General features: G+C 66.1%; 23 protein-coding genes and 1 pseudogene. 15 read left to right on the top strand and 9 right to left on the bottom strand.

The genetic code is table 11. The features are described 5' to 3' along the window. Positions 1-42 precede the first annotated feature (42 nt). Positions 43-801 (top strand): methanethiol S-methyltransferase, encoded by a 759-nt coding sequence (mddA, locus tag G6N55_RS10730; protein WP_085220041.1) that lies wholly within the window; start codon positions 43-45, stop codon positions 799-801. On the opposite strand, the gene G6N55_RS10725 is transcribed toward mddA, so the two are convergent. Next, positions 798-1,271 carry an SRPBCC family protein gene (locus G6N55_RS10725; RefSeq protein ID WP_085220042.1) on the bottom strand — a complete coding sequence of 158 codons (474 nt, stop codon included), beginning with the start codon at positions 1,269-1,271 and terminating at the stop codon, positions 798-800. The genes mddA and G6N55_RS10725 overlap by 4 nt on opposite strands. Positions 1,272-1,289: 18 nt before the next feature. Then, positions 1,290-1,835: an Rv3235 family protein gene (locus G6N55_RS10720; RefSeq protein WP_139826660.1), complete on the bottom strand. Its 546-nt coding sequence runs from the start codon at positions 1,833-1,835 to the stop codon at positions 1,290-1,292. A 192-nt stretch (positions 1,836-2,027) separates the two neighbouring features. Between G6N55_RS10720 and G6N55_RS29375 the strand changes: the two genes are divergently transcribed. The 5 genes from G6N55_RS29375 to G6N55_RS10690 all read left to right on the top strand — a co-directional run bounded on the left by G6N55_RS29375 (position 2,028) and on the right by G6N55_RS10690 (position 7,551). Beyond that, on the top strand, positions 2,028-3,437 hold the full coding sequence (locus G6N55_RS29375; protein WP_085220043.1) for a WS/DGAT/MGAT family O-acyltransferase: 1,410 nt from the start codon (positions 2,028-2,030) through the stop codon (positions 3,435-3,437). A gap of 44 nt (positions 3,438-3,481) precedes the next feature. Next, complete coding sequence (gene ppk2 / locus G6N55_RS10705; protein WP_085220044.1) at positions 3,482-4,345, top strand: polyphosphate kinase 2; 864 nt, start codon at positions 3,482-3,484, stop codon at positions 4,343-4,345. Positions 4,346-4,347: 2 nt separating this feature from the next. Then, entirely contained in the window at positions 4,348-4,860 is a 513-nt protein-coding gene (locus G6N55_RS10700) for a DUF6912 family protein (RefSeq protein WP_085220045.1), read from the top strand. 152 nt (positions 4,861-5,012) lie between these two features. Further along, positions 5,013-6,164: a ferredoxin reductase gene (locus G6N55_RS10695; protein ID WP_085220046.1), complete on the top strand. Its 1,152-nt coding sequence runs from the start codon at positions 5,013-5,015 to the stop codon at positions 6,162-6,164. A 91-nt stretch (positions 6,165-6,255) separates the two neighbouring features. Further along, on the top strand, positions 6,256-7,551 hold the full coding sequence (locus G6N55_RS10690) for a fatty acid desaturase family protein (protein WP_085220047.1): 1,296 nt from the start codon (positions 6,256-6,258) through the stop codon (positions 7,549-7,551). A 9-nt stretch (positions 7,552-7,560) separates the two neighbouring features. Here the strand turns inward: G6N55_RS10690 and G6N55_RS10685 are convergent, their stop codons facing one another. Continuing rightward, a complete protein-coding gene (locus tag G6N55_RS10685; protein WP_085220048.1) occupies positions 7,561-8,166 on the bottom strand; it encodes a DUF5134 domain-containing protein in 606 nt (201 codons plus the stop codon). 81 nt (positions 8,167-8,247) lie between these two features. Here G6N55_RS10685 and G6N55_RS10680 point away from each other — a divergent pair, with 81 nt between their 5' ends. The 3 genes from G6N55_RS10680 to G6N55_RS10670 all read left to right on the top strand — a co-directional run bounded on the left by G6N55_RS10680 (position 8,248) and on the right by G6N55_RS10670 (position 10,272). Continuing rightward, positions 8,248-8,520 (top strand): hypothetical protein, encoded by a 273-nt coding sequence (locus G6N55_RS10680; RefSeq protein WP_085220049.1) that lies wholly within the window; start codon positions 8,248-8,250, stop codon positions 8,518-8,520. 38 nt (positions 8,521-8,558) lie between these two features. Next, positions 8,559-9,095: a hypothetical protein gene (locus G6N55_RS10675; RefSeq protein WP_085220050.1), complete on the top strand. Its 537-nt coding sequence runs from the start codon at positions 8,559-8,561 to the stop codon at positions 9,093-9,095. 88 nt (positions 9,096-9,183) lie between these two features. Continuing rightward, positions 9,184-10,272: an alpha/beta hydrolase gene (locus G6N55_RS10670; protein ID WP_139826657.1), complete on the top strand. Its 1,089-nt coding sequence runs from the start codon at positions 9,184-9,186 to the stop codon at positions 10,270-10,272. Here the strand turns inward: G6N55_RS10670 and G6N55_RS10665 are convergent. Beyond that, positions 10,247-10,750 carry a MarR family winged helix-turn-helix transcriptional regulator gene (locus G6N55_RS10665; protein WP_085220051.1) on the bottom strand — a complete coding sequence of 168 codons (504 nt, stop codon included), beginning with the start codon at positions 10,748-10,750 and terminating at the stop codon, positions 10,247-10,249. The two genes, G6N55_RS10670 and G6N55_RS10665, sit on opposite strands and share 26 nt — an antisense overlap. Before the next feature lie 94 nt (positions 10,751-10,844). Here G6N55_RS10665 and G6N55_RS10660 point away from each other — a divergent pair, with 94 nt between their 5' ends. From G6N55_RS10660 to G6N55_RS10650, 5 genes are all read left to right on the top strand, one after another. Beyond that, positions 10,845-11,468: an NADPH-dependent F420 reductase gene (locus G6N55_RS10660; protein ID WP_085220052.1), complete on the top strand. Its 624-nt coding sequence runs from the start codon at positions 10,845-10,847 to the stop codon at positions 11,466-11,468. 93 nt (positions 11,469-11,561) lie between these two features. After that, positions 11,562-11,888: an LLM class flavin-dependent oxidoreductase gene (locus tag G6N55_RS30110; protein WP_332103836.1), complete on the top strand. Its 327-nt coding sequence runs from the start codon at positions 11,562-11,564 to the stop codon at positions 11,886-11,888. Continuing rightward, positions 11,885-12,214 carry an LLM class flavin-dependent oxidoreductase gene (locus G6N55_RS30105; protein ID WP_264001521.1) on the top strand — a complete coding sequence of 110 codons (330 nt, stop codon included), beginning with the start codon at positions 11,885-11,887 and terminating at the stop codon, positions 12,212-12,214. The genes G6N55_RS30110 and G6N55_RS30105 overlap by 4 nt, the downstream gene beginning before the upstream one ends. After that, positions 12,180-12,413, top strand: coding sequence for a hypothetical protein (locus G6N55_RS29770; RefSeq protein ID WP_232078974.1), 234 nt, complete (start codon positions 12,180-12,182; stop codon positions 12,411-12,413). The genes G6N55_RS30105 and G6N55_RS29770 overlap by 35 nt, the downstream gene beginning before the upstream one ends. Before the next feature lie 83 nt (positions 12,414-12,496). Next, positions 12,497-13,309: an enoyl-CoA hydratase-related protein gene (locus G6N55_RS10650; RefSeq protein ID WP_085220053.1), complete on the top strand. Its 813-nt coding sequence runs from the start codon at positions 12,497-12,499 to the stop codon at positions 13,307-13,309. Positions 13,310-13,376: 67 nt separating this feature from the next. Here G6N55_RS10650 and G6N55_RS10645 read toward each other — a convergent pair. Further along, positions 13,377-14,489 (bottom strand): annotated as a pseudogene (locus tag G6N55_RS10645) (N-acetylmuramoyl-L-alanine amidase); the annotation flags it as partial. A gap of 349 nt (positions 14,490-14,838) precedes the next feature. After that, positions 14,839-16,026: a thiolase family protein gene (locus G6N55_RS10640; protein WP_085220055.1), complete on the bottom strand. Its 1,188-nt coding sequence runs from the start codon at positions 16,024-16,026 to the stop codon at positions 14,839-14,841. 88 nt (positions 16,027-16,114) lie between these two features. Between G6N55_RS10640 and G6N55_RS10635 the strand changes: the two genes are divergently transcribed. Then, positions 16,115-16,594 (top strand): winged helix-turn-helix transcriptional regulator, encoded by a 480-nt coding sequence (locus tag G6N55_RS10635; RefSeq protein WP_085220107.1) that lies wholly within the window; start codon positions 16,115-16,117, stop codon positions 16,592-16,594. An 8-nt stretch (positions 16,595-16,602) separates the two neighbouring features. On the opposite strand, the gene G6N55_RS10630 is transcribed toward G6N55_RS10635, so the two are convergent. From G6N55_RS10630 to aroA, 3 genes are read right to left on the bottom strand one after another with little or no spacing between them, the layout of a single operon-like run. After that, entirely contained in the window at positions 16,603-17,388 is a 786-nt protein-coding gene (locus tag G6N55_RS10630) for an alpha/beta fold hydrolase (protein ID WP_085220056.1), read from the bottom strand. A 21-nt stretch (positions 17,389-17,409) separates the two neighbouring features. After that, positions 17,410-18,402 (bottom strand): ribosome small subunit-dependent GTPase A, encoded by a 993-nt coding sequence (gene rsgA, locus G6N55_RS10625; protein WP_085220057.1) that lies wholly within the window; start codon positions 18,400-18,402, stop codon positions 17,410-17,412. After that, complete coding sequence (gene aroA, locus G6N55_RS10620; protein WP_139826658.1) at positions 18,399-19,700, bottom strand: 3-phosphoshikimate 1-carboxyvinyltransferase; 1,302 nt, start codon at positions 19,698-19,700, stop codon at positions 18,399-18,401. Before aroA ends, rsgA begins: the two co-directional genes overlap by 4 nt. Positions 19,701-19,739 lie beyond the last annotated feature (39 nt).

The raw sequence follows: 19,739 nt of genomic DNA, 5'->3' as shown, positions 1-19,739 counted from the left end.
TCGCCCCACTCTTTCGCGCGGGATGCGGCGGACAATCAAGACATGAGTCGATATTTGACAATCTGTTACGGCGCAGTGGCTTATCTGCTGTTCCTGGTGTCGTTCACGTACGCGATCGGATTCGTCGGCAACATCTGGGTGCCGCGCAGTGTCGACCACGCGCTCTCGGCGCCAATGGGTCTGGCGGTGCTGATCGACGTACTCCTGCTCGGTGTTTTCGCGATTCAGCACAGCGTCATGGCGCGGCCGGCGTTCAAGAGATGGTGGACGCGATTCGTGCCCTCGTCGATCGAGCGCAGCACCTACGTGGTCCTGGCGAGCGGCGCGCTGTTGCTGCTCTACTGGCAGTGGCGGACGCTTCCGGACGTCGTGTGGGACGTGAGCCTGCCGGCGGCACGGGTGGTGCTGTGGGCGTTGTTCTGGCTCGGCTGGGCGACGGTGTTCTTCTCGTCGTTCATGGTCAGCCACTTCGACCTGTTCGGGTTGCGGCAGGTGTACCTAGCATGGCGCGGAAAACCGTACCGCGACTTGGACTTTCGTGTTCGGTACCTGTACCGGGTGGTGCGGCACCCGCTGATGCTGGGCTTTCTGATCGCATTCTGGTCGACACCCACGATGACGGCCGGGCACCTGCTATTCAGCCTCGCCACAACGGGTTACATCCTGATCGCGGTGCGGCTGGAAGAACACGATCTGGTCGAGTCGGTCGGCGAGCAATACCTTGCCTACCGCCGCGAGGTGCCGGCGCTGGTGCCCGGGATGCGGCGGCACCCGCACGCGGCCGCCCGCCCACATCACTAGCTTTCGAGGAGCGTCGCGATCCGGTCCAGGGTTGCGCGGATGCCCGCCTCGGTCCGGCTGGGCATCGAGCCGCTGGTGATCATCGCCTTCTGCTTGTCTTGCGACACGTCCCAGGTTTCGCGGACCAGCGTGCATTCGGTGCCGTCCGGGGCCGGAATCAGCTCGTAGCGCCAGATGCGGCCACCCACCCGGCCGCCCAAGGCGGTGGTCTTCCACGCGATACGCCGGTCGGGTTCGTACTCGATGACGGTGTTGGTGGTGCGGTAGGGGATGAACAGCGTCTCCTTGCGGCCCCGCATCGCCATCCCGAACGTCGAACCCATCGTCAGCGGGACCGACTCCTGTGTGCACCGGTTCACCGACTCGGAGCCGTCGAAACTGGCGTGTTTGGCGGCGTCGGCCAGCAGGGCAAAGATCCTGTCCGGCGGTGCTTTGATGACCCGTTCGACGCTGAGCGTGTCTCCATCCATTCGGCAACACTAGCGCCGTCAACCGATATGCAGGGCCACCACCTGCCAGCGGACTCCGCTGTTGGTGGGCAGCTTCTCCACCCGAGCGGCGATGGCATGAATGCGGTCCCCGCGGCTGTAGGAGCCGAATATCTCGGCGGCGCTCTCCGCGGCGCGGTGCCCGACGGGTTGCAGCCGCATCCGGCGCAGCACCGCCGCCCCCTGGCGTCCGGCGCCCGACTGGCTGACCGACAGCACGGAGTCGACGAGGCCGGGTATCAGCAGACCCCTGAGCTGGGCGACGGGTCGCCGGTGATCGATCACTTCGAGCACCCGGCGCAGCGCGGCGTCGGCGAAGGTCGCGGCCTGACGCATCGCCGCGGACCAGGGCGCCGTCGGCTCCGGTTGCCTGACTGCCCGCCCGCTATAGGGCCGGCGTGGCCCGCCGCCGGCCCGGTGCGCCACGGTCGACTGGCGGCAGGGCGAGAGGTTGCGCGGCAACTCCCGCGGCGGTGGTTCGTACTCGACGACCGGCACGACGGCGAAATCGTCTCGGTGAGCGGGGTTTACGGGGCTGACGGTCAACACGCACTCTCCAAGTCATCGATGAACGAGCGGCCTGCAGGAGAGTGGCAGACAATTAGTCTTTCAATTGCCGGTCATCATCGCACAATTCGACATCGCGCGTACCCGCACCGTGTTGCGCCCTAGCGGACTATTACGGTGGGCGAGAGCATCGGGGAACGCCAAGGATTGACCAAGGAGGCCAGGGCCGCAATGGTGACCCGGTTGTCCACATCGGACGCGTCCTTCTATCGGATGGAGAACACCGCCACCCCGATGTACGTGGGATCGCTATCGATCCTTCAGCGCCCGCGGACCGGGCTGAGTTATGAGACGGTGCTCGCCGCCGTCGAACAGCGGTTGCCACAGATACCGCGCTACCGCCAGAAGGTCCGCGAAGTGAAGATCGGCATGGCCAGGCCGGTGTGGATCGACGACGCGGATTTCGACATCACCTACCACGTACGGCGCTCGGCGCTGCCGTCGCCGGGCAGCGATGAGCAGCTGCACGAGCTGATCGCGCGGCTGGCCGCCCGGCCGCTGGACAAGACGCGGCCGCTGTGGGAGATGTACCTGGTCGAAGGCCTGGCCAAGAACCGGGTTGCCCTCTACGCCAAGTCGCACCAGGCGCTGATCAACGGGATGACGGCGCTGGAGATCGGTCACGTGATCGCCGACCGGACGCGGCAGCCGGCGCCGTTCCCCGAGGACATCTGGATCCCGGAACGGGAGCCCGGCCCGACGCGGCTGCTGGTGGGCGCGCTCACCGACTGGATGGTTGGCCCGGGCACGCAGCTGCAGGCCGTCGGCTCCGCGATGGCCGGGTTGGCGACGAACTACGGCGAGCTGCTCAACGTGGGCCGCCGGGTCTTCGACATCGCGCGGACCGTGGCGCGCGGCACGGCGCCCAGTAGCCCGCTCAACGCCACCGTTTCGCGGCATCGGCGGTTCACCGTCGCCCGCGGCAGCCTCGAGGATTACCGCACGGTCCGGGCACGCTACGACTGCGACATCAACGATGTGGTGCTGGCCGTCGTGACCGGCGCACTGAGCAGCTGGCTGATGTCGCGCGGTGAAGGGGTGTCGTCGAGCGCGACGATCCGGGCGATGGCGCCGCTTTCGGTCTATGCCGAGGACCAACACGACTCGACGGGCCCCGGCCAGATGATCAGTCAGGTCACCCCGTTCCTGGTCGACCTGCCGGTGGGCGAGCGCAATGCGGTGGTGCGCCTGTCGCAGATCGCGCATGCCACCGAGTCGAATCCGTCGGCCGCGCGGCTGGTCGACGCCCGCACCATCGTCACGTTGTCCGGTTTCGCGCCACCGACCCTGCACGCCATGGGCATCCGGGTGGCCACCAGCTTCTCGGCGCGCCTGTTCAACTTGTTGATCACCAATGCGCCCGGCGCCCAGTCGCAGATGTACGTCGCCGGCACCAAACTGCTGGAGACTTACGCGGTGCCGCCGCTGCTGCACAATCAGGCGCTGGCCATCGGTGTGACGTCCTACAACGGCACGCTGTATTTCGGAATCAATGCCGACCGCGATGCGATGAGCGACGTCGACCTGCTGCCGGCGTTGTTGAAGCAATCGCTCGAGGAACTACTCGAAGCTTCCCGCTAATTGTTGGCAGTGAAAATTGGTGTGGGGGTATACCATTCGTAAACGTGAGCACCTCGAGCGACGGCACACCGGCGAAGGCGAAGAAAAAGAAATCGTCTGGGCGGGACGTGCCCAAGATCTCCGACGCCGTCTATGAAGCCGAATTGTTCAGGTTGCAAACAGAATTCGTGAAGCTGCAGGAGTGGGTGCGGTATTCCGGGGCACGGATCGTGGTGCTGTTCGAAGGCCGAGACGCCGCGGGTAAGGGTGGTTCAATCAAGCGGATCACCGAATACCTCAGCCCGCGTACCGCCCACATCGCCGCGTTGCCGGTGCCCACGGATCGAGAGCGCGGCCAGTGGTACTACCAGCGGTATATCGCGCATCTGCCCAGTAAAGGCGAAATCGTGCTGTTCGACCGGTCCTGGTACAACCGCGCCGGCATCGAGAAAGTCATGGGATTCTGCACGCCGCAAGAACATGCGCTGTTTTTGCGACAGACGCCGATATTCGAGCAGATGCTGATCGATGACGGGATTCTGCTGCGTAAGTACTGGTTTTCGGTTTCCGAGGCCGAACAGCTGCGCCGTTTCCGGGCGCGCCGCAACGACCCCGTCCGGCGCTGGAAACTGTCCACGATGGATCTGGAATCGGTGTTTCGGTGGGAGGACTATTCGCGCGCCAAGGACGAGATGATGGTGCACACCGATACGCCGGTAAGTCCTTGGTACGTAGTGGAATCCGATATCAAGAAACACGCGCGACTGAACATGATGCATCACCTGCTCACCAGCATCTCCTACCACGAGGTCGAAGAGCCGAAGGTCGACTTGCCGGAACGCCCGATCGAGACCGGCAACTACCAGCGCCCGCCGCGGGAGCTGTCGACCTATGTCGATGATTATGCGGCCACCTTGATCGAGAGCTGACGATGGGCGCTGGCGCGATCCAGGTCTACATTCCGGCCACGCTGGCGATGCTGCAGCAGCTCGTCGCCGATGGTTCGATGAGCCCGGTCAATGGCACCGCATTCGCGGTGACTCCGGCCCTGCGCGAGGCCTACGCGGAGGGCGACGACGACGAGCTCGCCGAGGTGGCGCTGCGTGAGGCGGCGCTGGCCTCGCTGCGCCTGCTGGCGGCCGACGACGATCAATCGGCGCGGCCGCGGCGAGTGGTGGTCGCCGCCGAGGTCGATGACGTCACCTTCCGCCCCGATCTCGACGATGCGGTGGTCAGGCTCGCCGGGCCCGTGCCGATGGACCGGGTGATCGCGGCCTACGTCGACAACTCCGGCGCGGAAGACGCCGTCGCCAAGGCGATTGAGGCCATCGACGCCGCTGACCTGGGGGATGAGGATGCCGACCTGATCGTCGGCGACGCCCAGGACCACGATTTGGCCTGGTACGCGAACCAGGAGCTGCCGTTCCTGCTCGACTTGCTGTAACCGCGACGGACCGACAATTGTGACGCAGTCCCGGGCGCATAGGCCTGGATAATTTACCGTAACTTACGGTACCGTAGCCTTTGTGCGGGCGCCGACGCCCCGGCGAAAATGAAGCGGAAGCTAAACGCCCGCAGCCTGAGCAGGAGCTTCCTATGGGTAAGAAATACGAATCGATCACGGCGAATGTCGTCGAGACCAGGCGCCCCACGGTCGCGGGGGCCGAGCGCCATCCCGGCTGGCATGCGCTGCGCAAGATCGCCGCGCGCATCACGACGCCGCTGTTGCCCGACGACTATCTGCATCTGGCCAATCCGCTGTGGTCGGCGCGCGAATTGCGGGGCCGCATCGTGCAGGTTCGACGGGAGACCGAGGACTCCGCGACCCTGGTCATCAAACCGGGCTGGGGCTTCAGCTTCGACTACGAGCCGGGCCAGTACATCGGGATCGGACTGCTGGTCGACGGCCGCTGGCGCTGGCGGTCCTATTCGCTGACGTCGAGCCCGGTGGCACGGTCCGGATCCGGTCCCGAACGCACGGTGACCATCAGCGTCAAGGCGATGCCGGAAGGCTTCCTGTCCACCCACCTGGTGGCCGGTGTCGAGCCGGGGACGATCGTGCGGCTGGCCGCGCCGCAGGGCAACTTCGTCCTGCCCGATCCGGCTCCGCCGTCGATCCTGTTCCTCACCGCTGGATCGGGGATCACGCCGGTGATGTCGATGCTGCGAACACTGGTGCGCCGCAAGCAAATTAGCGACATTCAGCACGTGCACTCGGCGCCCACCCAATCGGACGTGATGTTCGGCACGGAATTGACCGCACTCGCGTCGGTGCACCCCGGGTACCGGTTGCAGGTACGCGAGACCCGGGCGCAGGGCCGGTTTGACCTGACCCGGCTCGACGACGAGGTGCCGGACTGGCGCGAACGTCAAACCTGGGCCTGCGGTCCGGAGGGCATGCTGGCCCAGGCCGAGCAGGTCTGGACGGACGCGGGCGTCGGTGACCGCCTGCATCTCGAGCGATTCGCAGTCGCCAAGGCCGCACCCGCCGGTGAGGGCGGAACGGTGACCTTCGGCCGAAGCGGGCGTACGGTGGCTGCCGACGCCGCGACCTCGTTGATGGACGCGGGGGAGGGCGCAGGAATCCAGATGCCGTTCGGCTGCCGGATGGGTATCTGCCAGTCGTGCGTGGTGCCGCTGGTGGAAGGTCACGTCCGTGACCTGCGGACCGGGCAGGAACACGAGCCCGGGAGTCGAGTACAGACCTGCGTTTCGGCCGCATCCGGCAATTGTGTGCTCGACATTTAAACGCTACTCATAGGTAACCTACGGCGTCGTAGGTTACGATAGCGTAGGTACTGACCACAGAATCGAAATCGAACGCCGGGAGGTGAGAACGATGGCGATCACAGACGTCGACGTATTCGCGCATTTGACCGACGCTGATATCGAAGCCCTGGCCGTTGAGCTGGATGCTATCCGCCAGGACATAGAAGACTCACGCGGCGAGCGGGACGCCCGCTACATCCGTCGCACCATCGCCGCGCAGCGTGCGCTGGAGGTATCCGCCCGACTCATGCTGGCCGCGAGTTCGCGGCGCTCGGCATGGTGGGCCGGCACCGTGACCCTGGGCGTGGCCAAGATCATCGAGAACATGGAGATCGGCCACAACGTCATGCACGGCCAGTGGGACTGGATGAATGACCCGGAGATTCACTCCTCCTCGTGGGAGTGGGACATGAGCGGGTCGTCCAAGCACTGGCGCTACACCCACAACTTCGTGCACCACAAGTACACGAACATTCTCGGGATGGACGACGACGTGGGCTACGGCATGCTGCGTGTCACCCGGGATCAGCGCTGGAGGAAGTACAACCTCTTCAATCTGGTGTGGAACACCTTGCTGGCTCTCGGTTTTGAGTGGGGCGTCGGCTTGCAACACGTCGAGATCGGCAAGATCCTCAAGAAGCGGATGGACCAGGACGAGGCCCGAGAGCGGACCGAGGAGTTCTTCGCCAAGGCCGGCCGCCAGGTGCTGAAGGACTACGTCGCATTCCCGGCGCTGACCTCGCTGTCGCCCCGCGCGACGTACACGTCCACGTTGAAGGCCAATGCCGTTGCCAACGTGATCCGCAATGTGTGGGCCAACGCGGTGATCTTCTGCGGCCACTTCCCTGATGGCGCAGAGAAATTCACCAAGACCGACATGATCGGCGAAACGAAGGGCCAGTGGTACCTGCGCCAGATGCTGGGCAGCGCCAACTTCGAAGGCGGATGGCTGTTGCGGTTCATGAGCGGCAACCTGTGCCACCAGATCGAGCATCATCTGTACCCCGATCTGCCGAGCAACCGGCTGCACGAGATCTCGGTGCGGGTGCGCGAGATCTGCGACAAGTACGACTTGCCTTACACCACAGGCTCATTCCTGGTGCAGTACGGCAAGACCTGGCGCACGATGGCCAAGCTGTCGTTGCCCAACAAGTACTTGCTGGACAACGCCGACGATGCGCCGGAAACCCGAAGCGAGCGCATGTTCGCCGAGCTGGAGGCCGATTTCGCGGGGACCGATCCGGAGACCGGCCGGCGGCGCGGACTCAAGACCGCCATTGCCACCGTTCGGGGTTGGCGCCGCACCAAGCGCGCCATGAAGAAAATGGAGCAGCTGCGCAAGGATGCCGACGACCTGGCGGCCTAGGCGCTGCGCCTAGAGCTGGGCAACGAACATCATCGCGGTGCCGGCGGCAGTGCACGCTTGATAGAGCGATTCCAAGCGCGTGGACTGCCGTCGGGCCGTGTACCGGCATGACCAATACAGCGCCACGACGGCGAACCCGAGGGCAGCGATCCAGTTCACCGCGGTGATCCACCCGGGTCCGGCTGGTCCCCTGGACATTTGGTGTCCGGGCATCTCCATGCCGGGCATATTCATGGCCAGCGAGTCCGATGTCGGATGGCTGGCCTGGCCCGGCAGGTTGTCGCTCATCGCCGCGTACATCCACGCCATCGTCGCGGTCATCACGGCGTAGTACGAGTTGGTGAGTCGCTCGCTGGTGGCGGACGACGCTCGACAAGCCGCGCGAGCAAACCAGGCGCCCGCCAAGGCGAAGAAGATCATCGGCCCGGCGGTCGACAGATCCATGCCGACGTGCCAGGCCATCAGGATCATTGCCGTCGCCATCGTCAGGTGCAACAGGTGGTTGATCGCGCTCGTCGGGCGATCACGTTGCACAACAAGGAGATAGACGTACGTCGCAATGCTGACACCAAAGAGTGCGGTGACGATCCCCCGCAGCGGGAAATCGCCGATCAAGAGGTGGCTGCACCGGTTGACATGTGGCGCACGGTACCCCCGTAGGGTACCAAGGTCAAGCAGTACGGTCGTGGGCGCGCCGTGCGATCGCGCGTCGAGGACCTCTTCGCCCTGCAGTCGGATTGGCTGGCCGGCATGGCGCTGGTGTGCCGGCAGATGTCTCAACGGGTAGTCGCCATCGTGGACGCGCACAAGGTGGCCGTCGACAAACAAGTTCCCGGGGGGAAGGAACTCGCCGGCAACGACGCCCACGCCGCGGCCGACCCGGTTGCCCTGCGCGGCGCTGTTGACGACTGGCTCTACTGGAAGCATCTCGCCGGGCTATTGGATGCCGCCCGGTCCGTGACTTCGTAGTCCTGGCTCCGCGGCCGCTTAGGTCTATTCTCGGAAATATGCTCGCAGCGTTTGGATTCGAAACCCTAGGCGTCGTCGTCGGGGACATGTTCTTCGTCGACCCGACCCCGAACGAAGGTCAGGAAACCCCGGAGCGGGGAGTCAGGCTGGAACTGCGCGTAGTGGACCGGGCCGAGCCGCACGGATCGATCTATGCCGGTATCCCGATCGCGTTCAACCGCCCGGTGTGGCGGGTCGACCTGTTCGGGTCGACCGAGAGCCCACCGGGGACACTGGACCGGGCCCATCACCATCCCCGATTCACGGGCTGGGAGCCCGGACGCCGGAACTTCGTCCCCGAGCTGTCGGCCGATCCGGTGTCCTGGTTGGCCGGTCAGCTGGCCGATCCGGTCGCCGTGCTGACCCGGGCGGGCGTCGATGCCGATGAGGTCCCCGAGGCCGACAAGGCCGGACTCGCCGCGGCAGCGCCGGAGATCGTCGCCGCGGTGAAACGGATGCTCGACGGCGTGCGAGACGGGGAATTGGCCCCGGCGCCCGCCGAGCCCGTCGCGGCCGCGCGCACCGGCTGGCTCTGATTCCACCCAGCCCGACTGACGCGAATGGGTAACGCGCCGGCCCCTTGAACCAAATATATGTTCCGGCTACTGTGCCAGGAAGTCGGACATGACACAGGGGGCGGTTTTGGCAGGCAAGCAGTCCAAGGCGCGCTCGACCGCGGTGACCAACGCGGCGCTTCGGGTCGGCACAAATGTGATGCCGTGGATTCCGCCGTGGCTGAAGGGTTTTCTCGTCGGCGGCAAAACAGTCACCATCGACGGCAACACCCTTGACCCGACGCTGCACCTGATGCTCGCCGCCCAACGGCGCAGTGGCACCGGCGGCCTGTCAGCCTCTGGTGATCCGGAGATCGCCCGCGCGTTGATGCGTGATTCGCACGTGGTGATGGCCGCCGACATTGCCCTTCCTACAAGCGATTTCACGATTCCCGGTCCCGACGGCCCGCTGCCGGTACGGCACTACCGGCCGCGGGTGGAGGGCGCTGCGCCGCTGCTTGTCTTCTTCCACGGCGGCGGATTTGTGGTGGGGGACATCGAATCTCACGACGGGCTGTGCCGGATGATTTGCCGCGACGCCGCGGTACATGTGTTGTCGGTGGACTACCGGCTGGCGCCCGAGCACAAGGCGCCGGCTGCCGTCGACGACTGCGTCGCGGCCTATCGCTGGGCACTGGACCATGCCGCCGAACTGGGTGCGTCGCGGATCGGCATCGGCGGTGACAGCGCCGGCGGAAACCTGGCCGCACTGGTCGCGCTGCGCAGCCGCGACGAGGGCATTCCGCAACCGGTGCTGCAGGTGCTGCTGTACCCGGTGCTCGACCTGTCCGAGGAAACTCAGTCACGAAAGTTGTTCTCCGACGGGTTCTTTCTGTCCAAGCGCGACCGGGATTGGTTTACCGAGTTATATCTGGGCGGTACCGATGCTGCCGCCTACGATCCGCGCCTATCGCCGCTGCGGGCGGATGATCTGTCCGGTCTGGCGCCCGCTTTGGTGATCACCGCCGGCTTCGATCCACTGCGGGACGAAGGCAATGCGTATGCCGCGGCGTTGCGTTCGGCCGGAGTCGAGGTCGATCACCGACAGTTCGATGCGCTTACCCACGGTTTCGCCAGTGTCGCCGCGTTCGGCGGCGGTAGTGCCGACGCGATGATCGCTACCATCTCCGCGATCAGGGCTCACCTGAGTCGCGGCTGAGGCGGGCATCTTCGGCGGGGGAGTCGTCGTCTTTGGCCAGGTGGCGCAGCACTCTTTCGTTCAGGGCGGCGAGCATGTCGAGCTCGGCCGGGCTGAGCAGGTCGATGAAGTTCCGGCGGACGTCCTCCACGTGCCGCGGCGCCGCCTTCTCAATGGCGGCGCGGCCGGCCGGCAGCAGGCAGACCAAGGTGCTGCGGGCGTCGTCGGGGTTGGGCTCGCGACCGATCAGCCCGTCGTCCTGCATGCGCCGCACCTGGTGGGAGACACGGCTCTTCTCCCAGCCCAGCGCGTTGCACAGCTCGCGCGCGGGCATGCGGTCCCCGTCGTGCTCCGAGAGCACCGCCAGGACCTGGTAGTCGGCCCCCGACAGGCCCGACTCCTGCAGGCCGCGGTTCAGGTGCGCGCCGAGCTGATGATGCGCGTGCTGGAAGGCCCGCCACGCGCGATCTTCACGAGGGCTCAGCCAGTTCGGTTCCACGGCCCCATGCTACCCGATTGGTTGACGCATCAACAAACCTATCTTAAGGTTGAGTCGTCAACCTTTTCGATCGTCAGTCAGGACGGGACACCTCATGAGCATCATCAGCATCATCGGCACCGGAAACATGGCCAAAGCCATCGGCACCCTCGCGGTAGCGGGCGGCAACACCGTCGAGGTCATCGGCCGCGATCAGACCAAGGCCGCTGACCTGGCCAAGGAACTCGGCGGCAGCGCCACGACGGGAGAGTTCGGCGCCGTCCCGGCCGGGGACATCGTCATCGTTGCGTTGTTGTACGCCAACGTCGTTCCGGTCGTTGCACAGTACGGAGACGCCCTCGCGGGCAAGGTCGTCGTCGATATCAGCAACCCGTTCAACGCCACGGCCGACGGGCTGGCCATTCCCGATGACACCTCGGTCGCGCAGGAAGTTGCTAAGGTGGCCCCGGCCAGCGCCAGCGTGGTGAAGGCCTTCAACACCATCTTCGGTGTCGTGCTGGCCCAGGGCCGGCCGCTCGACGTCTTCATGGCCGGCGACGACGCCCGCGCCAAGGCGGGAGTGGCGACGCTCATCGAGAGCCTCGGGCTGCGCCCGCTGGACGTCGGCGACTTGCGCATGGCGCACTGGCTAGAAGGAACGGGCCTGGTCATGATGGGCCTCGCCCGCCACGGAGTGGGGAACTTCGACTTCGCCCTCGGCGCGGCCGTACCCCGCTGACCCTCGCCCACATAGTGGTTGATGGATCATTAAAATGACAGGAGGGACTCTCACAAGAAGCTTGGTTTCGCACTTCCCAAAGTCGGGCCCCCCATCAGCAGCGCCGCCGGTCTGAGCGCGTTCCGCCGCGGGCTCGAGGACCTCGGCTACGACACGCTGTGGGTCGGCGATCGACTGGTCACGCCGGTCGATATGCACAGCACCTATCCGGGCAAAGAGCAGCCGTACCCGCCGCAGATGACTCGCTACCTCGATCCGGTGCTTTTGTGGACCGTCGCCGCGACGGCCACCAACCGGGTGCGGCTCAACGCCAGCACGCTCAGCACCTTCTACTACGAGCCGGTGCACCTGGCCCGGTTGCTGACCACGCTGGACGTGCTCAGCGACGGCCCGACGTCCGCGTGGGAATCGGGTGGATGAAGGACGAGCACGACATCGCCCGCGGCGCGAACTGGCGCCGGCGCGGGCAGATGCTCGATGACCTGCTGGCGTTCCCGCAGAAGTGGTGGACGACCACCCCGGTGTCCTGGGAAAGCGATTTCTTCTCACTGCCGCCGGTCCATGCCGACCTGCGCCCGGTCCAGGCCGGCGGTCCGCCCATCTGGATCGGCGGCGTCAGCGAGGCCGCGATGCGCCGGGTCGGCCGCAGCGGCACCGGCTGGCTCGGGGTCGAGGGATTGCAGGACGAGGTCACCGACCACTTGTGGTCGATTGCGCGCGGCGCAGGACGCCGGCCGCGATCCTGACGCGCTGAAGACGGCCATGCGGATCAACCTCGAACCGGGCACGACCGTTGACTCGGTTGCCGGCAGGCTCGAGCGCCTCGCCGGGTCCGGTGCTGATGAGGCGATCGTGGATGCCTTCGCAATGTTCCCCAGCCTCGACCAAATGCTCGACTTCGACGGCCAGGTAATCGCCCGATGGGGTGATCGTGAGGCGGCTTGACGGGTGAGAAACTCCGAGCCGCATAACCTTGCCTGGTGAGCGAAGCGTTGTCAGAGGCGCGCCAGGGAATCGAGGAGCAGCGGATGAGCGATCAACACCTCACCTTTGAGCGCGACGGCGACGTTGTCATCCTGACCATGAACAATCCGCGCCGAAAGAACGCCTTGACCGTCGACATGATTACCCTGATGGCGCAGGCGTGGGACGAGATCGACGCAAATGACGGCATCCGTGCCGCGATCCTCACCGGCTCCGGTGACTCCTACTGTGTAGGAGGCGATCTCGCCGACGGGTGGATGGTGAAACGCGCCAAGGTCCCATCCGATGCCAATGCGGAGCAGGCGCCACCGAAGTCTCGTGGATCGGTCATCACCGACGGTTTGCTGTTGACTCGCAGCCTGGCCACGCCGCTGATTGCGGCAGTCAACGGCGCGTGCCTGGGTGGTGGGTGTGAAATGTTGCAGCAGACCGATATTCGCATTGCTGAGGAGCAGGCCGTCTTCGGATTGCCCGAAGCCAAGTTCGGTCTGATCGCGGGTGCGGGATCCACGGTTCGGCTCAAGCGTCAAATCCCTTACACGAAGGCCATGGAGATGATCTTGACCGGTGAGCCGTTGACCGCGGCGGAGGCCTACCACTTCGGTCTTGTCGGTCACGTGGTGTCGACGGGGCAGTCGTTGAACAAAGCCCGCGAGATAGCGGCGCGCGTCGCAGCGAATGGCCCCCTGGCGGTACGAAATGCCAAGGCCTCGGTGATCAATAGCGGCTGGATCGACGAGGAAGATGCTCGCAGGATCGAGCAACGATTGGTCGTCGAGGTGATGCGCTCCGACGATGCCAAAGAAGGGCTGGCCGCGTTCGCGGCTAAACGCGAACCGCGTTTCAAGGGTAGGTAGTCACCGAGGAGAAACCTGGAAGGCCAGGAGCCAAACTCTCCCTCCCGACACTTGGACTAGCGGACCGCTAGACAACGGGATTGCGTGCTACTGAGAACCGTTCAAGCTGCACGGGCGGTCCGCCCACGGGCGGTGGTGGTACCACACTGGCTACCCCGTCCATCACAGTCATGACGGTTGAGGTTTGCCGGTTGAAGTTCAGGGTGCCGTGCTGGAAGTTCTGCACGATCCATTCGGGCTCCTGAATCTCGGCGCTGGTCGGCAGGCCCAGCGGGCCGCGCTCGTAGCGCAGCGTGGCCCAGGCCTCGTAGATCCTGCCGCTGAGCGGCTGAGCGCCGGTGGCCGGTGACCAATAGATCGCGCCATTGGCGAAGACGACATAGCGGATCGAATCACCACTGGGCGCTTCGGGTGACGTGGGTGCGCCGAGCGGGCCTGTCATGCCGCCCATCGCCTGCCAGCGGGCGTAGATCGCTCCGCCCTGCATCGACTCCGCCAAGTCCTGCGCGTTGGGCACTTGCCTGAACCGGGCGGCGATGTCGCGGATCCGCTCCATAAAGGCGTACCCGGCGTTGCCCGGACAGGCGGTGTCGCCGACGTCGCGGTGGGCGAAAATGCTCGGCAAGGTTGGCGTGGCGCCTTGCGGGAATCGCGTGTCGGGGCCGCCGGCGGAAGTCAGCACGACGGTGCCGTTGGGGTTCACCGCGTCCATCGCGAGCCGCCATCCCAGCAACTGGCCGACCGCCCGCAACTGTTCGGGGGTAGGGGGCGCCTGGCTCAAATCGCCGATCATGCACACCGCCCAGGTGTCGGTGTTGAAGCCGCCGGTGTGAATGCCCTCAACGGGTTTGGTGATGCCGCCGAACCTGCCCTCGAACATCTGGCCGTACTTGTCGACCAGCGCGTTGTAGCCAATGTCGCCCCAGCCGTGTGCCAACGTGTGGCATTCGTAGATCGAGCGCACGATGGCCGCCGAATCTGTCGGCGCGTAGCCGTTGCCGGTCGCAGAGTGGTGCACGATCCCGGCCCTGATCCCGTTGCCACAGCGCGGTATTCCACGCCGAATTGACTCATCGGCGCCCCACCCGGCGCGGCTGATGATGTTGACCGGGTGGCCCGGCGCCGTCGCCAATACCGATACGTTGGGGTCCGCGGGTGCGCGCGCCGGGGCGCCGAGAACCCCCGCGGCCATCCCCAGACCGAGGACAGCCGGCGCAGCCGCGGCGTATTTCAGCACGGCACGCCGGGAAGCCAGCGGCTTGCAGCTGCAGCGATGTCGCACCGCGACACGGTAACCGGCTTCCGGTCGAACAAAGATTCGCCGCGCCGTTGCCGAAATGACGTAATCTCGTGCCCATTTCGAATTGCGGACCCGCCGGCACATCCCGTGGAGACGGCAACCGCGGGGTAAACCGGTAGCTCACGCCCTCACCGAATCGGTCGGGTGGCGACCATCGAGCTAGAGCTGCAGCCGGTTTGTCCACCGCGGGTCGGCACCCAACATCACCGGCCCGCGACCATGCCGTCGACTAGCCGAGCCGCTCGACGATGGTGGCATTGGCCATGCCGCCGCCCTCACACATCGTCTGCAGGCCGTAGCGCCCGCCGCGCTGGTCCAAAGCGTTGACCATCGTGGTCATGATGCGAGCCCCGCTGGCGCCCAACGGGTGTCCGATCGCGATGGCGCCGCCGTTGACGTTGGTCTTGGCCAGATCCGCCCCGGTGTCGTGAGCCCAGGCGAGGACGACGGGCGCGAAGGCCTCGTTGACCTCGAACAGGTCGATGTCGGCCAGTGTGAGACCCGACTTCGACAGCACCTTCTCGGTCGCGGGGATGACGCCGGTCAGCATGTAGAGCGGGTCGTCGCCGACGACGGTCGTGGTGTGAATGCGTGCCAGCGGCTTCAGGCCCAGCTTCTTGGCGACCTCACTGGTGGTGATCAGCACCGCTGCGCTGCCGTCCGAGAGCGGCGACGAGTTACCCGGCGTGATCTCCCAATTGATCTGCGGGAAGCGCTTTTCCATCTCCTCGCTATAGAACGCCGGCTTCAGTGCGGCCAGCGTCTCGACCGTGGTGGCGGGGCGGATGATCTCGTCGGTGTGCAGCCCGGCGATCGGGATCAGCTCGTTCTCGAACAGCCCGTCCTTGGTGGCGCGGGCGGCCTTGTCGTGGCTGCCGGCGGAGAACTCGTCGAGCTGGGTGCGTGTGAAGCCCCACTTCGCCGCGATCAGCTCGGCGCTGATACCTTGCGGCACAAGTCCTTCGGGGTAACGGGTGGCCATGCCTTCGCCGAACGGGTCGCTGCCCGGCAATACCTGGGTGCCCATCGGGACGCGGCTCATCGACTCCACGCCCGCGGCGATCACCAGGTCGTAAGCGCCGGCGATAACACCCTGGGCGGCGAAGCTGATGGCCTGCTGGCTGCTGCCGCACTGGCGGTCGATCGTGACGCCGGGAACCGATTCGGGGAAGCCCGCCCCCAGCAGCGCGTTGCGCGCGATGTTGACCGCCTGATCGCCGACCTGGGTGACGGCCCCGGCGATGACGTCGTCCACCTGCGCCGGGTCCACACCGGTGCGGGCCACGAGTTCGCGCAGGCTGTGCGCCAGCAGATCGACGGGCAGCACGTCGTGCAATGCGCCGCTGGCCTTGCCCTTACCGATCGGGGTGCGGACGGCGCCGACGATTACGGCGTCGCGACCTTGAAATGCGGACATGGCTCCTCCTGGAGACCTGGGTATGAATCGATATACTTAGCAAAACGCCTAGGTATACTAAAATCAACCCAGATGGGAGGTGATCTACATGACATTTCTGCAGGGCGCCCTGGCGGATCGCGACAAATGGTCGGCGGTCGGTCAGTGCGCGATCGAGAAGACGATGACGGTGGTCGGCACCAAGTCCGCGATGCTGATCATGCGCGAGGCGTACTACGGCACCACCCGGTTCGACGACTTCGCGCGCCGGGTCGGCATCACCAAGGCGGCCACCTCGGCGCGGCTGACGGAGCTGGTCGACCTCGGGCTGCTGGCGCGCCGGCCGTATCGGGAGCCGGGGCAACGCAGCCGCGAGGAGTACGTGCTGACCGAGGCGGGCATCGACTTCATGCCGGTGGTCTGGTCACTGTTCGAGTGGGGACGCCATCACTTGCCGGGCCGCCACAAGCTGCGGCTGACCCATCTGGGTTGTGGCGCCGAGGCGAGCGTCGAGATTCGGTGCGCCGAGGGCCATTTGGTGCCGTCCGACGAGCTCGGCATGCGGCTGGCTAAGTCGCCCAACGGCTGACCTGCTGCTCAACCACCGGTCGCGGTGAGAATGGTGCGCGCGACCAATTCGGGATCGTCGAACATGGGAACGTGCCCGACGTCGGGCAGGATCTCGAACGTCGCACCGGGCAGGCGCTCACGTGCGACCTTGCCGAATGTACTGACGGGGAAGATCGCATCCTTCTCCGACCACGCCAGGGTAATCGGGCATGGCGGTGGATCCAGCGGGGCGACTTGCTCAGCTTCGGTGGAGAGAACCTCCTTGCTGACTGAGCATGCGGCGACCGTCCGATTCAGCTCGACGAGCTTGTCTGCGGCCACTCGATCGCCGTGGCAGGCGCTGTTGAAGAATCGCAGCGAAAGCCGACGCACGATTGCCGGCTTGAACATCAGGTGGCCAACCGGCCCGGCGAGGGCGGTGAGCCGAGCCCCTATGTCGATCCTGCGGATTTTCCTTGCCGCCTGCGCGTGCGCCGGCCCGTGCCCCGTCGACCAGAAACCTGCCGGCGAGAATGCCGTGACGGTGGATGCCCGGCCGCGCCGGGCGAGTTCGATGGCCACGAATCCACCCAGCGAATTTCCGGCCAGGTGCGGACGCTGCAGTCCGTTCTCGTCGAGATAGGCCTGCGCCGCGTCGATCACATCCCATATCGTGGCGGGACGGCGTCGAACCTGTGGCCCTCCGCGATGACCGAGCAAGCTGGGTGTGAACACCTGGTGCCGGCTCGACAACAGCGCTGACACGTCCTGCCACACGTCGCCTGACAAGAGAAACGGATGCAGCAAGACCAATGGGGATTGGTCACCGGTCATGGGTCCTCCTTGGGGGTGAGGCTACGTCTCCCTGAGCGCTCCGAGCAATCGGCGGGCCGCCTCCACGCGGCGAAAGGCGGGACCGGAGAGTGTGTCCAGCGCGCATTCCGGGTCGGCCGGCGGTCCCATGTGGCCGCAGCCCCGCGGGCAATCCTGCACGGTCTCAGCAAGATCCGAGAAAGCCAATAACACGTCGTCGGGCTGGATGTGGGCCAACCCAAACGAGCGGATGCCCGGGGTGTCGATCACCCAGCCCGAACCCACCTTGCTCGGATCCAGGGGGAGTGCGATCGATTGCGTCGAGGTATGCCGGCCCCTGCCGATATCGGTGACCTCGCCGACCGCCCGATCTGCTTCTGGCACAATCCGATTCACCAAAGTTGACTTGCCGACGCCGGAATGTCCGAGCAGCACGGTGATTTTGCCGGCGAGCAGGTCCACCACTGCCAGCAGGGGATCGTCGCGGCCCGCGGCGACCACCGTTAAATCCAGGTCTGCGAACTGCTTTGCGAACGGCTCGGGCGGGGCGAGGTCGGTCTTGGTCAGGCACAGGATCGGCGTCAACCCGCCGGCGTAGGCGGCGATCAGCGCGCGGTCGACCAGGCCGGTGCGCGGCGGCGGATCGGCAAGTGCCACCACGATCAGCAGTTGGTCGGCGTTGGCGACGACCACCCGCTCGGTGGGGTCGGTGTCATCGGCGGTGCGCCGCAACACCGTGCGTCGCGGCCCGCGACGCACGATGCGGGCCAAAGTGTCCGGCCGCCCGGATAAATCGCCCACCACGTCGACGTCGTCGCCGACCACGATCGGGGTACGGCCCAGCTCGCGGGCCCGCATGGCGGTAACCCGGCTATCGGGCCGACCGCCCAGCACGCATCCCCACCGGCCGCGGTCGACGCCGACCACCATGGCGGCCTCGGCGTCGGCGTGCTCGGGACGGGTTTTGGTCCGGGGCCGTGAACCCCGGCCGGATCGGACCTTGACGTCGGATTCGTCGTAGTCGCCCGGCCTCAAACGCTGGACTCCCCGTCGGCCAGCATGTGCACCCACAGCTGGGCGAACTCCGGCAATGTCTTGGTGGTGGCGCCGATGTCGTCGATCTGTACTCCGGTAACGCGCAGCCCGACGATCGCGCCGGCCATCGCCATCCGGTGGTCGGCGTAGGCGCGCCAGATGCCGGAATGCAGTGGCGTCGAGGTGATTACCAGGCCGTCGGCGGTCTCCTGGCAGTCACCCCCCAGGCGGTTGATCTCGGTGCTCAATGCGGCGAGCCGGTCCGTCTCATGGCCGCGCAAATGAGCGATGCCGGAAAGCCGTGACACCGAGCCCGGGGTTGCCAGCGCCGCCAGCGCGGCGACCGACGGCGTCAGTTCGCCGACCGCACGCAGGTCGACATCAAAGCCCGGGTAGCCGTCGGCCGAGCCCTGCACTTCGAGATATGAATCAGTCTGGGTGACAATGGCATTCAGCTTGCCCAAGACGTCCAGGATGTCGTCGGCGGGCTGCACGCTGGTCGACGGCCATCCGGTGATGCGTACGGTGCCGCCGGTGACCACGGCCGCAGAAAGGAACGGAACCGCGTTCGTGAGATCGGGTTCGACATCCCAGTGCCGCGCCGCGACCATGCCGGGTCGGACGTGCCAGCGGTTGGGCACCGAGTCGTCGACGTCGACGCCACCCTGCCGCAACATCACGATGGTCATCGCGATGTGGGGCTGCGATGGCAACGACGAACCGGTGTGTTGCACGGTCAGGCCGTTGCTGAACGACGCACCACACAGCAACAGCCCGGAGACGAACTGCGATGACCCCGACGCGTCGATGGCCACCGTGCCGCCGGCGACCGATCCGCTGCCCAGCACCCGGAACGGCAGACCGGTGCCCTCGATCGGGACGCCCAGGTCGCGCAGCGCGTCCAGCAACGGCGCGATCGGACGGACCCGGGCCTGGTCGTCGCCGTCGAATTCCACCGGCGTATTGGCCAGCGCCGCCAGCGGCGGAACGAATCGCAACACCGTGCCGGCCAGGCCGCAGTCCACGCGCGCGCTGGGACCCGGGTCGAGCCGGCCGCTGACCGTCAGCTCGGTGCCGTCCCCGTCCACACGCAGTCCCAGGGCGGTCAGCGCACCGATCATCAGGTCGGTATCGCGGCTGCGCAGTGCGCCGCCGATGGTCGAGGCACGCTGGCCCTGCGCGCTCGATAGTCCCGCGAGCACCAGCGCCCGGTTGGTCTGCGATTTCGAGCCCGGCACGGTCACGGTCGCGTGCACTGGTGTCGGCGCGATCGGGGCCGTCCAGGGGTCGGTGCTCACGGGTTCATCCTGCCGTGTCGGCGGGTGTCGTGGGTACCG

The sequence above is a fragment of the Mycobacterium florentinum genome (genome assembly GCF_010730355.1).
GTDB classification, from domain to species: domain Bacteria; phylum Actinomycetota; class Actinomycetes; order Mycobacteriales; family Mycobacteriaceae; genus Mycobacterium; species Mycobacterium florentinum.
The sequence above is the reverse complement of the archived record's forward strand: the minus strand, read 5'-3'. Positions and strand labels throughout refer to the sequence as shown.

Bases quoted from the DNA above. Each gene is read 5' to 3' on its own strand.
- G6N55_RS10670 (WP_139826657.1), top strand. From the start codon at position 9,184: ATGACACAGGGGGCGGTTTTGGCAGGCAAGCAGTCCAAGGCGCGCTCG.
- G6N55_RS10660 (WP_085220052.1), top strand. From the start codon at position 10,845: ATGAGCATCATCAGCATCATCGGCACCGGAAACATGGCCAAAGCCATC.
- G6N55_RS10690 (WP_085220047.1), top strand. From the start codon at position 6,256: ATGGCGATCACAGACGTCGACGTATTCGCGCATTTGACCGACGCTGAT.
- G6N55_RS10725 (WP_085220042.1), bottom strand. From the start codon at position 1,271: ATGGATGGAGACACGCTCAGCGTCGAACGGGTCATCAAAGCACCGCCG.
- mddA (WP_085220041.1), top strand. From the start codon at position 43: ATGAGTCGATATTTGACAATCTGTTACGGCGCAGTGGCTTATCTGCTG.
- G6N55_RS30105 (WP_264001521.1), top strand. From the start codon at position 11,885: ATGAAGGACGAGCACGACATCGCCCGCGGCGCGAACTGGCGCCGGCGC.
- G6N55_RS10675 (WP_085220050.1), top strand. From the start codon at position 8,559: ATGCTCGCAGCGTTTGGATTCGAAACCCTAGGCGTCGTCGTCGGGGAC.
- G6N55_RS10635 (WP_085220107.1), top strand. From the start codon at position 16,115: ATGACATTTCTGCAGGGCGCCCTGGCGGATCGCGACAAATGGTCGGCG.
- G6N55_RS10640 (WP_085220055.1), bottom strand. From the start codon at position 16,026: ATGTCCGCATTTCAAGGTCGCGACGCCGTAATCGTCGGCGCCGTCCGC.
- G6N55_RS10630 (WP_085220056.1), bottom strand. From the start codon at position 17,388: ATGACCGGTGACCAATCCCCATTGGTCTTGCTGCATCCGTTTCTCTTG.
- G6N55_RS10700 (WP_085220045.1), top strand. From the start codon at position 4,348: ATGGGCGCTGGCGCGATCCAGGTCTACATTCCGGCCACGCTGGCGATG.
- G6N55_RS10650 (WP_085220053.1), top strand. From the start codon at position 12,497: ATGAGCGATCAACACCTCACCTTTGAGCGCGACGGCGACGTTGTCATC.
- G6N55_RS10695 (WP_085220046.1), top strand. From the start codon at position 5,013: ATGGGTAAGAAATACGAATCGATCACGGCGAATGTCGTCGAGACCAGG.
- G6N55_RS29375 (WP_085220043.1), top strand. From the start codon at position 2,028: ATGGTGACCCGGTTGTCCACATCGGACGCGTCCTTCTATCGGATGGAG.